This window comes from Dactylosporangium maewongense (assembly GCF_039531485.1).
GTDB lineage: Bacteria > Actinomycetota > Actinomycetes > Mycobacteriales > Micromonosporaceae > Dactylosporangium > Dactylosporangium maewongense.
On sequence record NZ_BAAAQD010000004.1, the window covers coordinates 93,977 to 108,783 of the forward strand.

Genomic DNA, 14,807 nt, shown 5'->3' on the forward strand with positions numbered 1-14,807 from the left:
TGCCGAATGCGTGGCGCACAAAGCGGAAAGGCGCATTCGCCAGGGAGCCGAACGGTCTATTACATAGTCGATTGTGAATTGTAATATTTACCGCCACGACTTTGAAGCCAGCTCGCCGTCCCGCCGGAGAAGGTGCCGTTGCTGACGTACTCCGCCGCCGTGGCCGGCTGCGGCGCGACCAGGACGGCGCCGAGCAGCGCGGCGGTGGCCAGGGCGGCCAGGGCCCGCCTCAGCACTGCGGCACCATGGTCTTGACGTCGTACGCCGTGGAGATCCACGTGTCGGCCGCGTAGCCGGTGGCGCCGGTGGCCGGGTTGGTGATCCGGTCCCACGTGGAGGACGGCCAGTAGCCGCCGCCGACGTACTCGCCGAAGGTGTAGCAGGTGATGTTCACGACGGCGCCGTACGCGGCGGAGCCGACCGAGCCGTAGCCGGTGCCCGGGCCGGACCGGATGTTCAGCCGACGGGCCGGTTGACACCAGGCTTTACACGGCAGGGAGCGTCCATGACGGGTCAAAACGGAAGTTCCGGCGGGCCGCCGCCGCCCTGTCCGGGCCGGCGGACGTGGTCGCCTCGCCCGGATCCCGGACCGCCCCGCCCGTGGCCCCCTCGCGCTGACGGTCGGGATCGCCGCCCTGGTCGGGTCGCTGGTCGTCGCGGTCGCCGCCACCACCGGCGCGTTCACGTCCGGGCCGGCGACCTCCCCGTCCGCCGGCGCGTCCGGTACACCCGCCGCGAACGCCTCCGGGGCGGCATCGGCGGCCGGGTCCGCCGCCGCGGACGGCAGCGACCCGCAGGAGCAGCGCTGCCAGCTCGACGCGGTCAGCGCCCGCGCCGTGCCCGTCCCGGACCGCGACGCGGCCCAGCCGCCGTACGGCAGCCTCACCCTGCGGTTCTCGCCGCACGCCGCGTGGCCGCTGTTCGTCTCCACCGAACGGGTCCCGACCGGCGCCACGATCCGGCTGCGCGCCACCCGCCCCTCCGACGGCGGGACGAGCGGGTTCGACTACCCGTACATGGTCCCGCGCCAGGGTCTTCAGCGTCTTCGGCAACGTCCTGGGCACCGGCCGGGGCTGCGTCGCGGTGTCGGTCGAGATCACCGCCCCGCAGACCGCCGCCCCGCTCGCCACCGCCGAGACCCCCTGCCTCCAGCCGTCATAGCCGGCGGTCCCCGATCGCCGCACGGGTGCGGTCGTCCGCGGGCACCAGGATCCGCAGGCGCAGCCACGGCGCATGGGCCGGGCGGCTCTGGGCCGACAGGAACGCGAGGTCGCCGAGCACCGGGTGCGGGATCCGCTTGCGGGACGGCTCCAGGACCCGCACGTCGTGCCCGGCCCACCAGTCCCGGAACGCCGGGCTGCGCGCGGTGAGCTCCTCGACCAGCGCCACGGATGCGGGGTCGCCGGGGTGCCGGGCGTATTCGCTGCGGAAGTCGAGCAGGTTCGCGTGGGCGGTCCGCTGCCACGCAGGCGACCCGGTGTCCCAGGCCGGCGGGTCGAAGAGCCACAGCAGCAGGTTGCGCCGGCCGCCCGCCGGGGGCGCGACCAGGCCCGACATGATGATCTCGGCGGCCCGGTTGTGCGCGACCACGTCGAACCGCGGGTCCAGCACGAACGCGACGTGCGGCAGCAGCGCGTCGACGAACGCGGCCGTCTCCTCGTCGACCGGACCGTCCCCGGGCTGCGGCGGGGCCACGGCGGCGAGCAGGAACAGGTGGTCGCGCTCCGACGGGGTGAGCGCGAGCGCGCGGCTCAGCGCGAGCAGCACCTGCGCGGACGGCGCGACGTCGCGGCCCTGCTCGAGCCACGTGTACCAGGACAGGCCCACGCCGGACAGCTGCGCGACCTCCTCGCGGCGCAGGCCGGGCGTGCGGCGCCGGCCCGGGCCGGGGTCCAGGCCGGCGTCCTGCGGGCGCAGCGCCGCGCGGCGGGTCCGGAGGAAGTCCGCCAGGGCGGCGCGACGGGCGGCGCTGGGTGTTGGTGCGGGTCCCACGATGGACCATCCTCTCCCGCCGCCCGCTCCGGGACCGAATCCTGGGCCGGTGACCGATGACGACGTGACCTACCTCGAGCTCGGCGCGGGCGCCGAGCCGTTCCTGCTCCTGCACGGCGGTGCCGGCCCGCGCTCGATGCTGCCCTTCGCCGGGCTGCTCGCCGCGTCCCGGGACGCGCGGGTGATCGTGCCGACGCACCCCGGCTTCGCGGGCACGCCCCGGCCCGCGGGCCTCACCACCGTCGCGGGGCTCGCCGCGCTGTACGCCGGCCTGCTCGACCGCCTGGACGTCGGGGCCGTGACGGTGCTCGGCAACTCGATCGGCGGCTGGGTCGCCGCCGAGCTGGCGCTGCTGCGCAGCCCGCGGGTCGGCCGGGTCGTGCTGGTGAACGCGGTCGGCCTCGACGTGCCGGAGCACCCGGTCACCGACGTGTCCGGCCTGACCCCGGCCGGGCTGGCCGCGCTGTCGTTCCACGACCCGGCGCGCTTCCCGCCGGACCCGGACCGCCCGAAGCCCGACCTGGCGGCGCTCGCCGTGTACACCCGGATGTCGATGACCGACCCGGGCCTGCGGGACCGGCTCGCCGCGGTCGACCTGCCGGTGCACGTGGTGTGGGGCGAGTCCGACGGCATCGCCCCGCCCGACTACGGCCGCGCCTACGCCAAGGCCATCCCCGGCGCCCGGTTCACGCTGCTGCCGGGCGCCGGGCACCTGCCGCAGCTGGAGGCCCCGGACCGCCTGCTCGCCGCCGTCGCCTGACCTGGCGCCGGCCTCGACGGGTCACTCGGTCGGGCGGGCGGCGAGGCGCAGCTCCAGCATCGCGGCGAAGCGGGCGTCGGGGTCGTGCAGGTCGAGCGGGCCGACCTCGGCCACCCGGCGCAGCCGGTACCGGAAGGTGTTCGGGTGCACGTACATCGCCGCGGCGGCGGCGACCGCGTCGCCGAAGGCGTCCAGCCAGGCCCGCAGCGTGTCGACGAGGTTGGTGTTGTGCTTGGCGTCGTAGGCGAGCAGGTTCGCCACCGCGCCGCTGGGCCGGTCACCGCGGGCCGACACGACGTCGGCGAGGTCCAGCAGCAGCGCCTCCACGTGCACGTCGGCGAGCCGGGCGACCCGGCGCCCGGCGGTGTTGCCGGTGCGCAGGACCCGCAGCGCCCGGTCCGCCTCCGCCCTCGCCGCGGCGAGCCCCGCCACGTCCTGCGCGACCGGGCCGATGCCGGCGACCGCGGGGGTGCGCTCGCCGACCCGGTCGAGGAAGTCGGTGGCGATGCGGACGGCGCCGTCGGCGCGGCCGCGGGCGACCGGGACGAGCCCGTAGACGACGTCGCCGACGAGGGCCGCCGCCGAGCGCGGGTGCACCGCGCCGATGTGCATGGCGAGCGCGTCGGCCAGCCGCTGCCGCTCGGTGGCGAGGCCCGCGTCGGCGGTGACGCCGGACGGGTCGTCGGGGCGGGGGAGGAGCGCGAGCCCGAGCACGGCGACCGGCCGGTCGGCGAGCCCGAGGCGGGTCAGCGCGTCCAGCGCCCCCGGCCCACCCTCCAGGGCGGTGCTGAGCAGGTCGGTGCGCAGCCGGCGCTCGACGTCGGCGCCGGCCCGGATGCGCAGCATGTGCAGCGCGACGACCCGGGCCGCGTCCCGCAGCGCCTGCATCCGGTCGAGGTTCGGGGGCCCCTGCACGGCCGCCCAGATCGAGCCGAGGATCTCGTCGCCGGCCCGGACCGCGACCGCGACCCGGGGCAGCAGGAAGAAGTCGTCGCCGCCGGGCTCGACGTAGACGGGTTGGTCGCTGCGGTACAGGTCGCGGAAGATGCCCCGGTCGGTGAGCTGGCGCGAGTACCGCTCAGGCACCTGCCGGCCGAGGATCGTCTCGATGCGGGACCGGTCGGCCTCGTCCTGCCGGCCCGAGTAGGCCAGGACGCGGGAGCTGCGGTCCTCGATGGTGACCGGCGCGTCGAGCAGCGCCGCGATCGCGTTGGCGAGCGCGAACAGGTCACCGGCCGGCACCCCGCCGAGAGTCTGCGGCTCGGCGTCGCCGACGTCGCCCTCGGCCAGCAGCGAGCGCAGCAGCGCGGCGAGCTGCGCCCACGACGCGCCGCGGGTCAGCCCGAGCAGCGCCACCCCGGACTCCGCCGCGGCGGCGGCCAGGTCGGGGTCGGCCGGCACCGGCGCCCGCACGACCAGCGCGACGGCCTCCTGCCGGCCGAGCATGCGCAGCAGCCGGGCGGTCTCCGCGGCGTCGCCGACGCCGACCCCGAGGACCAGCGCGTGCTGGGGGAGCACCGGCTCGTCGAGGGGATCGTGGATGACCACGCCGCCGATCGCGGCGGCCTGCCGCGGGTGGAGGTCCGGGTCGCCGTGGACCAGCTCGAGCAGGGTCGCGCCGAGGTCGTCCAGGACACGCCCGAGGCTGGCCTGTGGTCGCACACCAGGAATTCTAGATCCGGATCCAGGTCGTCTCGGTGGTGATCCCGGCGAGGACGTCCGGCAGCGGCTCGACGCCGAGCCCCGGCCCGGCCGGCACGGCCAGGTGGCCGTCGTCGAGCACGAACGGCGCCGTGACGTCGGTGCGGTAGTAGCGGCCGGAGGCGGACGTGTCGCCGGGCAGGGTGAAACCGGGCAGCGCGGCGAGCGCCACGTTCGCGGCCCGCCCGATGCCGGTCTCCAGCATCCCGCCGCACCAGACCGGCACGCCGTGCGCCACACAGACGTCGTGGATCCGGCGCGCCTCCAGGTAGCCGCCGACCCGCCCGGGCTTCACGTTCACGATCTCGCAGGCGCCGAGCGTGATCGCCGCGGCCGCGCTGCGGGCCGACGTGATCGACTCGTCGAGGCAGACGGGGGTGCGGATGAGCTTCGCCAGGGCGGCGTGGCCGAGCAGGTCCTCCTCGTCGAGGGGCTGCTCGATGAGCAGCAGGTCGAACGGGTCGAGCCGGCTCAGGTGCCGGGCGTCGGCGAGGGTGTAGGCGGTGTTGGCGTCGACCTGCAGCAGCAGCGCGTCGCCGAAGCGCTCGCGGACCGCCCGGACGGGCTCGACGTCCCAGCCGGGCTCGATCTTCAGCTTGATCCGCACGTACCCGTCGGCGACGTACCCGGCGACCGCGTCGAGCAGCTCGCCGATCGAGTCCATGATCCCGACGGAGACCCCGCACGGCACGCGGTCGTGGACCGCGCCGAGCTCCCGGGCGAAGGACCGGCCGGCGGCGCGCAGCTCCGCGTCGAGGACGGCCATCTCCAGGGCCGCCTTCGCCATCCGGTGTCCCTTGTACGGCGCGAGCACCGGCCCGACCGCGTTGGCGTCGAGCCGCGGGGCCGCCCCGAGCGCCGGCACGAGGAACCGGGTGAGCACGTCGATGGCGGCCTCGACGTACTCCGAGGAGTACAGCGGGTCGGCCATCGCCACGCACTCGCCCCAGCCCTCGGCGTCGGGGGTGACCGCCCGCAGCAGCAGCAGGTCCCGGTCGGTGCTGGTGCCGAAGGAGGTGCGGAAGGGCGCCACCAGCGGCATCTTGACGCGCCGCAGCTCGACCCCGGTGAGTTTCATGATGTCCCGTCGTTCCCTTCGGTGAGCACGTACCAGCCGGCCCGGTCGAAGCCGGTCACCCGCCGGCCGTTGGCCATGAGCGTGCCGAGCGTCTCGCGGACCGCGATCCGCCAGGCGTGGGCGGCGTCCGGATCGGTCCGCCGCAGCGTCTCGATGTCCGGCGGCACCGCCACCAGGATCGCCCGCCCGTCTGTGTCCTTGTCGAGGTCACCGGGTGCGGGGCGGCCGTCCGCGGAGCGTCCCAGGCCGACCACCGCGCCCCGGTGCAGTTCGTGTTCGACGGTACGGGTAGCCGGCCGCCCGCCGCACGCCGCCTCCACGGCCGGCGCGGCCAGGTCCCAGCTGACCAGCAGCCGGTCGCTGTCGTCGGCGCCGTTGAGCCCGTCGTTCATGCCGCCGTAGAAGTTGGTCAGGTACTCCGCCGGGGTCGCGGCCAGCTTCGCCAGGTTGAAGTAGGAGTTGCGGGCGACGAGGGGGTCGTAGGTCCACGAGATGGTCCGCAGCCCGCGGCGCACGGCCCAGCCGCGCTGGTGCGTCTTGAGCGCGAACCCGACCGCCCGCCGCCCGCCACCGGCCGCGACGCCGGTGATGTGGCTGTGCATGGTCGCGTGCGCCGGCGGGCCGAAGAACGCGACGCACGCGCCGACGAGCTCGTCCCCGTCGTACGCGCCGGCGACGTAGTTGTCGGCCTTGCTGAACGCCCGCAGCAGCACGGCGGTGACCGGCTGGTTGGCCGGGTCGGGCCGCCAGATCCGGTCGAACAGCCGGTGCATCGCCTGGAAGCCGTCGTCGCCGGTGGTCTCGCGGACGGTCACCCCGGCCGCGTCCGCGGCGGCCCGCGCCTGTGCGTCGGCGGCGTCGGCGGCCGCGTCGCCGGTGGTGGCAGCGGTAGCGGCGGTTTCAAGGGTCGCCATCACGCACCTCCCGCGGCGGCCAGGACGTCCAGCACCAGGGCCGCGACGAGGGCGGTGCGTCCGGGCAGCGCGTCGACGAGGACGTGCTCGTCGTCGGCGTGCGCGCCGCCACCGACCGCGCCGAGCCCGTCGAGCGTCGGCGTGCCGACGCCGGCGGTGAAGTTGCCGTCGGACGCCCCGCCCACGGCGGCCCCGGTCAGCGGCGGCAGGCCCAGCCCGGCGGCGAGCGCGGCGGCGCGGGCGAAGAGCCCGGCGGACGCGGCGGCGGTCAGCGGCGGGCGGTTGCCGCCGCCCTCGACCTCGAGGGTCGCGCCGTCGAGCACGGGGCGCAGCCCGGCGAGGGCGGCGGCGACCCGGTGCTGCTCGGCCTCGTCGCGGACGCGGACGTCCACGGCGAGCTCGGCGGCGGCCGGCACGGTGTTGGTGGTGGTGCCGGCCGACACCGCGGTCGGCGTGACGGTGGTGCCGAGGGCGGGGTCGCCGAGCCGGTGCACGGCGAGGACCTGGTGGGCCAGCTCGACGCCGGCGTTGATCCCGCGCTCCGGCTCGAGCCCGGCGTGGGCGGCCCGGCCGGCGATCCGGATCCGGTAGAACCCGGCGCCCTTGCGGGCGGTCTTGAGCGCGCCGCCGTCCGCGGACGGTTCGAGGACGAGCGCGGCGCGGGCGCCGGCCGCCTCCTGCTCGACGAGCGCCTGGGAGCTCGGCGAGCCGATCTCCTCGTCGCCGGTGATGAGCACGGTCACGGCGGCGCCCCGCCCGGCCGCGGCGGCGGCCGCGTGCAGCGCCATCACGACCCCGGCCTTCATGTCGAAGCAGCCGGGGCCGCGCAGCCGCCCGCCGGTCGTGGCGAACGGGTGCGTGGCGAGGGTGCCGACCGGCCACACCGTGTCGTGGTGGCCGAGCAGCAGGACCCGGTCCGGTCCGGCGCCGAGCCGCCAGCGCAGGTGGGTGCGGCCGTCGACGACGATCCGGTCCGGCGCGACGCCGAGGCGCCGGGCGCCGACGCCGGCGAGCACGTCGGCGCTGCGGGCGACGGCGGCGAGGTCGGTGGACGGCGACTCGGCCCGCACGAGCGTCTCGATCTCCGCGAGCAGCGCCGGCAGCGCCGCCCGCATCGACCGCAGCAGGGAAACGGTGTTCAGCTCAGTGTCCATTGTGGACCTTCGGCGTCGCCCGCACCCCGAAGTGCAGGTACGGCTCGCCGGTCGGCAGCGCGTAGAACGTGACCGGCGCCCAGTTCTGCGCCGACGGTTCCTTGACCAGGAACAGGTTCTCCTCGACCGGGACCATCGCGTATTCGCTCACCGGGTCCGGGATCAGCTCGGCGATCGGGCCGGTGACGGTGCTCCGCATGACCGGCCCGCCGTCGCGCTCGAAGACCTCGATGCGGACGCTGGCCCGCTCGTAGGTGCCGAGGTACCGCTGGAAGTCGACCTGGACCGGCTCGGCGGGCGGCGCGATCGGGCGCGGCATCGCGACGCCGGCCGCCTCGGCGAAGATCTCCCGGTAGAGCTCGTCGTAGAGGTCGCGGCCGTTGCCGCCGTTGGTGAGCAGGGTGACGGCGAGGCCCTGCTCGGGCAGCAGGCGCAGGAACGCGGACTGGCCGATGGTGTTGCCGTCGTGCCCGATGAGCCGGTGGCCGTCCCAGCCGAACCGGATCCAGCCGAGCCCCCACGAGTCGCCGAGGGAGTACTTGTCGGGCAGCTCGGCGTGCTCGGCGGCCATCGCGGCGGCGCTCGCCTCGCTCAGCACCCGGGTGCCGTCGGCGGCGAGCCCGCCGGTGAGGTGCAGCCGGGCGAACGCGAGCACGTCGGCGGCGGTGGCGTTGATCAGGCCGGCCGGCCCGAGCGAGCGGGGCAGCGCCCACGCCGGCGCGACCTTCAGGTCGTCGGGGTCCTCACCGACGTGGCCGATCGCGGTCCGGTGGGCGAGGGCCTCCTCCGGCAGCGTGCCGGTGCGGCGCAGCCCGAGCGGGCCGGACAGCCTGGCCCGTAGCGCGGCGTCCCAGGTGCCGCCGGTCAGCTTCTCGATGACCCGGCCGGCGAGGGAGAAACCGGCGTTGCAGTACGACCAGGTGACGCCGAGCGGGTGGTTCTGGGTCTGCTCGGCGAGCAGCGCCACGTACCGCTCGAGACAGTCGTCGCCGCGCCCGGTGTCGGTGAACACGTCGCCGTCGATGCCGCTGGTGTGGGTGAGCAGGTGCCGCATGGTGACCTGCTTGGTGACCTCCGGGTCGGCGAGGCGGAACTCGGGCAGCACGTCGGCGACCGGCGCGTCCAGGTCGAGCAGGCCCTCGTCGACGAGCTGCAGGACCACGGTCGCGGTCCACACCTTCGAGATCGACCCGATCTGGAACACCGAGTCGGTGGTGGAGCCGACGCCGGTGTCCTTGTTGACGACGCCGTACGTCGCCTCCACCAGCTCGTCGCCACCGCTGTCGGCTCCAGGGCGCAGGCGCAGGATGCCGAGCGTCGCGCCGGGCACCTTGTGCCGCTGGGCGAGGGCGGTCAGCCGGCGCTGCCAGTGCGCCGCGTCCAGGGCGGGCCGTCGGGGCTCGCGGTCGGCGGCGAACCGCTCGACCCAGTCGACGATCCGGCGGTTGAAGTCGATCCGGTGCGACGGCCGGCCCTGGAGGATGAACAGGTGCGAGGCGTCCGGGTAGAGGACGAGGCGGGTCGGCACGTCCCGCTCGCGCAGCGCGGTGTGCCACTGCTGCGCCTGCCCGGCGGGGCACCGCACGTCGGCGGCGCCGTGCAGGATCAGGGTCGGGGTGCGGACCTGGTCCACCCGGGTGATGGGGGACATGTCGGCGACCGAGCCACCGGCGAGCTCGAAGGCGTTGAGGAAGTGGCCCGCGTCGGCGGTGCCCGACTCGCTGGTCAGGTCGCTGACGACGCCGCCGGCGACTGCCGCGGCGAACCGGTCGGTGACACCGGTCAGGTAGCAGGTCATGTAGCCGCCGTAGCTGTAGCCGGCGACGGCGAGCCGGGCCGGGTCGGCGACCCCTTCCGCGACGAGGGTGTCGACGGGCTCCAGGAAGTCCTTGGCGTCGGCGACGCCCCAGGCGCCGACCGCGGCGGTGTAGAAGGCCTCGCCGTAGCCGTCGCTGCCGCGCGGGTTGAGCAGCAGCACGGTCCAGCCCCGCGCGGCGAGCTCCTGGTGGTACAGGTGGACGTCGTCGGCGGCGGCGTTCCACGCGTTGTGCGGGCCGCCGTGGATGTCCAGCAGCAGCGGGCCGGGCCCGGTCGCCGCCGGGTCGCGGACCAGCCAGCCGTGCACCACGGTGCCGTCGGAGATGGTGAACTCCCGCTCCAGCCGCGGGAACAGGTCGGCCTCGGCGTCCCGCTGGACCAGCACCGTCTCGTCGCCGGTGCTCAGGTCGAGGGCGACGAGCGAGCCGAGGGAGGTCGGGGTGAGCAGCAGGACGACCGCGGTGCCGCCGGCGACGGACAGGCCGGCGACCGAGCGTCCGGCGCCGGCGAGGACCGGCCGCGGGTCGCCGCCGCCGACCGGGACGGTGTAGAGGTGGGTGTCGCCGCGGTCGCGGGCGCAGAACAGCACCGACCGTCCACTGTCGACGGTCACCGGGAGCGCGCCCGGGTAGCCCGGCCCGCCCGGCATGACGTTGCGGTCCAGCGGGGCGGACAGGCTGGTGACGGGCCCGCCGTCCAGCGGCACGCGCAGCAGGTGCGCGTGGCCGGTGAGCGGGCCGGGGAACCCGGTGACCAGCAGCGTCCCGCCGTCCGCGGCCCAGGTGACCGGGCCGCCGGTGCCGTCGGTGAGCCCGGCGAGCCGTGGCGGCGCCGCCGGGTCGGTGGCGGAGCGCACGTACACCGGGCAGTGCATCGTCCGGTCCGCGTCGGGCGCGGTGGCCGCCGCGTAGGCGAGCCGCGTGCCGTCCGGCGACCAGGCGGGGTCGCCCGCGTGCCAGTCGCCGTCGGTGAACCGGCGGCACGCCTTGGTGGCCACGTCCACGACGTGCACGTGGCTGCGCATGGTGCGCAGGTAGCCGGCGCCGTCGGCGAGGTAGTCGAGCCGGTCCGCGACGATCGGCGCGGCGCCGCGCCGCTGCCGGGCCGCGTCGTCCTCGCCGTCGGAGGCGTGCAGGTCGACCGGCGCGGCGAACGCGATGGCCGTGCCGTCCGGGCTCCACACCGGCCGGCCGGCGCCCAGCGGCAGCGTCGTCAGCTGCTCGGGCTCGCCGCCGCCGGCGGGCAGCAGCCAGACCTGCGCCGCGCCCCCTGTGGTGCCGCCGCCGGCCCGCAGGAACGCGATCCGCGTGCCGTCCGGCGACCACGCCGGCGCCGTGTCGGCGCCGCCCCGGGTGAGCTGCTCCGGCCCGCCCGAGCGGGTGCCGGCCCACCAGAGGTTGTGCAGGGTGCGGTCCGCCCCGGCGTCCACGGTGCGGAGCACATAGACGACCCGTGAGCCGTCCGGCGCGACCGCCGGCTGCTCCGGCGCGGCGAGGGTGGGCAGGTCGTCGATGCGCTGGCGTCGGGTCACGACAGACTCCTCGTGGGAAGCGGGGCTTGCTTTTCAAGGCCGGGTCGCGGCGCGGCGAAGTGGCAGGCGGCCAGGTGCCGGTGGGCGGCGCCGTCCGGTTCGGTGTCGCGGCAGACGTCGCGCTGGAGCACGAGCGGGCCGACCGGGCAGCGGGGGTGGAACCGGCAGCCGGCCGGCGGGTGGTGCGGGTCCGTGGGCTCCGCGGCGTCCAGGACGGCCTTGGTGCCGGTCAGCGTGCCGAGCAGCGCCGGCCGGGGGCCGCCGGGCTGCGGCGCCGAGGCGAGCAGCTGCCGGGTGTACGGGTGCTGCGGGTCGCCGAGCACGTCGTCGACCGGCCCGCACTCGACGATCCGGCCGAGGTACATGACGGCGAGGACGTCGCTGACGTAGCGGACGACCGCCAGGTTGTGCGAGATGAACAGCATCGACAGGCCCAGCCGGCGCTGCAGGTCGCGCACCAGGTTCAGCACGGTGCCCTGGATGGACACGTCCAGCGCGGAGGTGATCTCGTCGGCGACGATCACGTCGGGGCGGGCGGCGAGGGCGCGGGCGAGGGCGACCCGCTGCCGCTGCCCGCCGGACAGCTGCGCCGGGTACTGCCGGGCCCGCTCCGGCGCCAGCTCGACCAGGTCGAGGAGCCGGGCGACCTCGGCGCGCCGGGCGGCGGCGGTCGTGCCGCGCGGCACCGCCTCGGCGATGGAGGCGCCGATCGTCATCCGCGGGTCGAGCGACGAGTACGGGTCCTGGAACACCATCTGCACGCGGCGCCCGGCGTCGGTGCCGGGGGTGCGCGGCAGCCGCCGCCTGTCCAGCAGGATCTCCCCGCCGGACAGCGGGGCGAGGCCGACCGCCGCGCGGGCGAGGGTCGACTTGCCGGAGCCGGACTCGCCGACGAGCCCCACGACGCTGCCGGCGGGGACGGTGAGGTCGACGCGGTCGACGGCGGTGACGCCGCGCCGCCGCCCGCCGAAGCGGACCGACACGTCCCGGAAGCGCAGCTCGTTCACCGGACCTCACCCACGTGCCAGCAGGCGACCCGCGCCCCGGTGGCGTCGGTCTCCAACGGTGGCTCCTCGCGCCGGCACTGCTCGTCGGCGTACCCGCAGCGGGGCGCGAACGCGCAGCCGGCGGGCACCTCGCCGGGCTCGACCGGCCTGCCCGGGATGACGGTCAGCGGCAGGTCCCGGTCGGTGCCGAGGTGCGGCACCGCCGCGAGCAGCGCCCGGGTGTACGGGTGCCGCGCCCCGGCGGGCAGCGCCGCGGCGGCCACGTCCTCCACGACGCGCCCCGCGTACATCACCAGCACCCGCTGGCAGACCTGGCCGACGACGGTGATGTCGTGGCTGATCAGCAGCAACGCGACCGAGTCGGCGGCCCGGATGTCCTCCAGCAGCGCCAGCACCTGCCGCTGCACGGTCACGTCCAGCGCGGTGGTCGGCTCGTCGGCGACGATGAGCGCGGGGGTGCCCATCAGGCCCATCCCGATCATCGCCCGCTGCCGCATGCCGCCGGAGAACTCGTGCGGGAACTGGTGCGCGCGCCGCTCGGGCGCGGGCAGCCGGACGGCGCGCAGCCGGTCGACGGCCCGCGCGAACGCCTCCCGGCGGCTGAGGCCCTGATGCTGGACAGCGGGCTCGGCGAGCTGCCGGCCGATGCGCTGGGTCGGGTTGAACGACGACATCGGGTCCTGGAACACCATCGCGAACGAGGTGCCGAGCAGGCGCCGCTGGGCCCGGCTCGGCCCGTGCCGCAGGTCCTCCCCGGCGAACTCCAGCCGGTCGGCGCGCACCTCGCCGGGCGCCTCGATCAGCTGGGCGACCGCCAGGGCGGTGAGGCTCTTGCCGGAGCCGGACTCGCCGACCACGCCGACCGCCTCGCCGCGGCGGATCGTGAAGCTCAGCCCGCGGACCGGCGTCAGCTCGCCGAACGAGACGCGGAGGTTCTCCACGGCGAGCACGGTGTCGCCGTCCTTGTCCACTGTGGACGGCGCGGCCGGCTCCTGCCGGGGCGAGCGGCGCACGGCGGTGAACAGCGGCGTGCTCTGGCCGATCTGCCGGGCGACCGCCTCGCCGGTGAGGTTGAACGCCAGCCCGGCGAGCACAACCGCGGCGCCCGGGACCAGGGCCGCGAGCGGGTGGACGTACAGGCTGTTGAGGCCCTCGCCGAGCAGCCGCCCCCAGTCGTACGACGGTGCCTGCACGCCGAGGCCGAGGTAGGACAGGCCGGCGAAGGCGAGCAGCGAGCCGCCGGCCGCGACGGTCGCGTTGACGACGAGCGGCTCGCCGATGTTGGGCAGGACGTGCCGGACCAGGACGCGGAGCCGGCCCACCCCCGCGATCCGGGCGGCGGCGACGAAGTCCCGCTCGGCGACCGAGGCGACCAGCGTGCCGGTCAGCCGCGCGAAGGCGGGCGCGACCGCGAAGCCGATCGCGAGGACGGAGCCCTTGGTGCCCACCCCGAAGATGACCGCGAAGCTCAGCGCGAGCAGCAGCCCGGGGAACGCGACCGCGACGTTCACGCCGGCGGTCACGAGGCGGCCGAGGCGCGCGCCGATCAGCTGCGGCGCGGCGCCGAGCAGCAGCCCGATGACGACGCCCAGGCCGGTCGACAGCAGCGCCAGCACCACCGAGAGCCGGGTGGCGACCAGGACCCGGAAGAAGATGTCCCGGCCGAGCCCGTCGGTGCCGGCCCAGTGTGCCGCCGACGGGCCCTGCAGGATGTTCGCGGTGTCCACGGCGTCGGCCCGCCCGCGCAGGAGCAGAGGCGCCAGGACCGCCAGGGCCAGCACCGCCGTGAGCAGGACCGCCGCGGTCACGCCGAGCGGGGTACGCAGTCGCTTCGGCACGGTTCAGCTCTCCCGGATCGTCGAGCGCGGGTCGAGCAGCGCGAGGCCGACGTCGACCACGAGGTTGACCAGGAGCACGCCGAGGCCGTAGATCAGCACGATGCCCTGCACCACCGGGTAGTCCTTGGCCAGGATCGACTGGACGATGGTGCTGCCCAGGCCCGGCCACGCGAACACGTTCTCCACCAGGACGGTCGCCGCGACCAGCCCGCCCAGCAGCAGCCCGGCGATGGTGACCGTGGCCGTCACCGAGTTGGGCAGCGCGTGCCGCAGGTACAGCCGCCGGTCCGGCAGCCGCTTCGCGCGGGCGGTGCGGATGTAGTCGGCGTCCAGCACCGCCAGGGTCTCCACCCGCATGATCCGGGCGAGCACCGCGGCCGGGCCGAGGGCAAGGGCGAGGACCGGCAGCACGTAGGAGTCCGGCCCGGCCCGCCCGGCGATCGGCACCAGCCCGAGCTGGACCCCGAACAGGTACACCAGCCCGGCGCCGACCAGGAACTCCGGCACCGCGCCGAAGAACACGCTGGTCGAGGTGAAGCCGAGCTCCAGCCGCCGGCGCCGGCCGCCCCGGGTCAGCACCGCCATGGTCAGCCCGAGCGGGACCGAGAGCGCGACGGCGACCAGGAACGCGTACACGGCGAGCTCCAGCGTCGCCGGGTAGCGCTCCGCGATGACCTGGGAGACCGGCAGGCCGGAGACCGTCGAGGTGCCGAACCGTCCGGCGGACAGGTCGCCCAGGTAGTCCAGGTACTGCCGCCACAGCGGGTCGTCCAGGCCCAGCTGCTCCCGGCGCGCGGCGACCAGCTCGGCCGGTGCGGCGACGCCGAGCGCCGCCCGCACCGGGTCACCCGGGATCAGGTGGATCATGCCGAACGCCGCGGTCAGCAGCACCCAGACCGACAGCAGCAGCCTGCGCGACCGGCGTGCGGCGAACCGCACCCACGCGTTGTCCGTCAGTTTCTCCGTGAGTTTCTCCGTCAGTTTTTCCGTCCTGGCTCGCACGCCGGTCACCTC

Annotated in this window: 12 protein-coding genes; 1 reads left to right on the forward strand and 11 read right to left on the reverse strand. The window is 75.9% G+C overall.

What is annotated here, in order from left to right; all coding sequences use genetic code 11:
• Positions 1-59 precede the first annotated feature (59 nt).
• From ABD332_RS12540 to ABD332_RS12550, 3 genes are all read right to left on the reverse strand, one after another.
• Positions 60-236, reverse strand: a complete 177-nt coding sequence (locus ABD332_RS12540) for a hypothetical protein (protein ID WP_344501995.1) — start codon at positions 234-236, stop codon at positions 60-62.
• Complete coding sequence (locus ABD332_RS12545) at positions 230-973, reverse strand: hypothetical protein (RefSeq protein ID WP_344501996.1); 744 nt, start codon at positions 971-973, stop codon at positions 230-232. The genes ABD332_RS12540 and ABD332_RS12545 overlap by 7 nt, the downstream gene beginning before the upstream one ends.
• Positions 974-1,155: 182 nt before the next feature.
• The gene (locus ABD332_RS12550) at positions 1,156-1,992 is read right to left on the reverse strand and encodes a helix-turn-helix transcriptional regulator (protein ID WP_344501997.1); all 837 of its coding nucleotides are present in this window, start codon (positions 1,990-1,992) and stop codon (positions 1,156-1,158) included.
• A 49-nt stretch (positions 1,993-2,041) separates the two neighbouring features.
• Here ABD332_RS12550 and ABD332_RS12555 point away from each other — a divergent pair, with 49 nt between their 5' ends.
• Positions 2,042-2,752 (forward strand): alpha/beta fold hydrolase, encoded by a 711-nt coding sequence (locus ABD332_RS12555; RefSeq protein ID WP_344501998.1) that lies wholly within the window; start codon positions 2,042-2,044, stop codon positions 2,750-2,752.
• Between the two features lie 21 nt (positions 2,753-2,773).
• Here ABD332_RS12555 and ABD332_RS12560 read toward each other — a convergent pair whose 3' ends face one another.
• From ABD332_RS12560 to ABD332_RS12595, 8 genes are read right to left on the reverse strand one after another with little or no spacing between them, the layout of a single operon-like run.
• Positions 2,774-4,414: a PucR family transcriptional regulator gene (locus ABD332_RS12560; RefSeq protein WP_344501999.1), complete on the reverse strand. Its 1,641-nt coding sequence runs from the start codon at positions 4,412-4,414 to the stop codon at positions 2,774-2,776.
• A 10-nt stretch (positions 4,415-4,424) separates the two neighbouring features.
• On the reverse strand, positions 4,425-5,531 hold the full coding sequence (gene menC / locus ABD332_RS12565; protein WP_344502000.1) for an o-succinylbenzoate synthase: 1,107 nt from the start codon (positions 5,529-5,531) through the stop codon (positions 4,425-4,427).
• A complete protein-coding gene (locus ABD332_RS12570) occupies positions 5,528-6,445 on the reverse strand; it encodes a GNAT family N-acetyltransferase (RefSeq protein ID WP_344502001.1) in 918 nt (305 codons plus the stop codon). The genes menC and ABD332_RS12570 overlap by 4 nt, the downstream gene beginning before the upstream one ends.
• Positions 6,445-7,599 (reverse strand): M20 family metallopeptidase, encoded by a 1,155-nt coding sequence (locus tag ABD332_RS12575; RefSeq protein ID WP_344502002.1) that lies wholly within the window; start codon positions 7,597-7,599, stop codon positions 6,445-6,447. Before ABD332_RS12575 ends, ABD332_RS12570 begins: the two co-directional genes overlap by 1 nt.
• Positions 7,589-10,948: a serine hydrolase gene (locus tag ABD332_RS12580; protein WP_344502003.1), complete on the reverse strand. Its 3,360-nt coding sequence runs from the start codon at positions 10,946-10,948 to the stop codon at positions 7,589-7,591. The genes ABD332_RS12575 and ABD332_RS12580 overlap by 11 nt, the downstream gene beginning before the upstream one ends.
• Positions 10,945-11,955 (reverse strand): ABC transporter ATP-binding protein, encoded by a 1,011-nt coding sequence (locus ABD332_RS12585; protein ID WP_344502004.1) that lies wholly within the window; start codon positions 11,953-11,955, stop codon positions 10,945-10,947. Before ABD332_RS12585 ends, ABD332_RS12580 begins: the two co-directional genes overlap by 4 nt.
• Positions 11,952-13,793 carry a dipeptide/oligopeptide/nickel ABC transporter permease/ATP-binding protein gene (locus ABD332_RS12590; protein WP_344502005.1) on the reverse strand — a complete coding sequence of 614 codons (1,842 nt, stop codon included), beginning with the start codon at positions 13,791-13,793 and terminating at the stop codon, positions 11,952-11,954. The genes ABD332_RS12585 and ABD332_RS12590 overlap by 4 nt, the downstream gene beginning before the upstream one ends.
• Positions 13,794-13,796: 3 nt before the next feature.
• Positions 13,797-14,795, reverse strand: a complete 999-nt coding sequence (locus ABD332_RS12595) for an ABC transporter permease (protein ID WP_344502006.1) — start codon at positions 14,793-14,795, stop codon at positions 13,797-13,799.
• Positions 14,796-14,807 lie beyond the last annotated feature (12 nt).

Excerpts from the sequence above, each read along its gene's own strand:
- menC (WP_344502000.1), bottom strand. The coding sequence starts at position 5,531 with ATGAAACTCACCGGGGTCGAGCTGCGGCGCGTCAAGATGCCGCTGGTG.
- ABD332_RS12570 (WP_344502001.1), bottom strand. The coding sequence starts at position 6,445 with ATGGCGACCCTTGAAACCGCCGCTACCGCTGCCACCACCGGCGACGCG.
- ABD332_RS12575 (WP_344502002.1), bottom strand. The coding sequence starts at position 7,599 with ATGGACACTGAGCTGAACACCGTTTCCCTGCTGCGGTCGATGCGGGCG.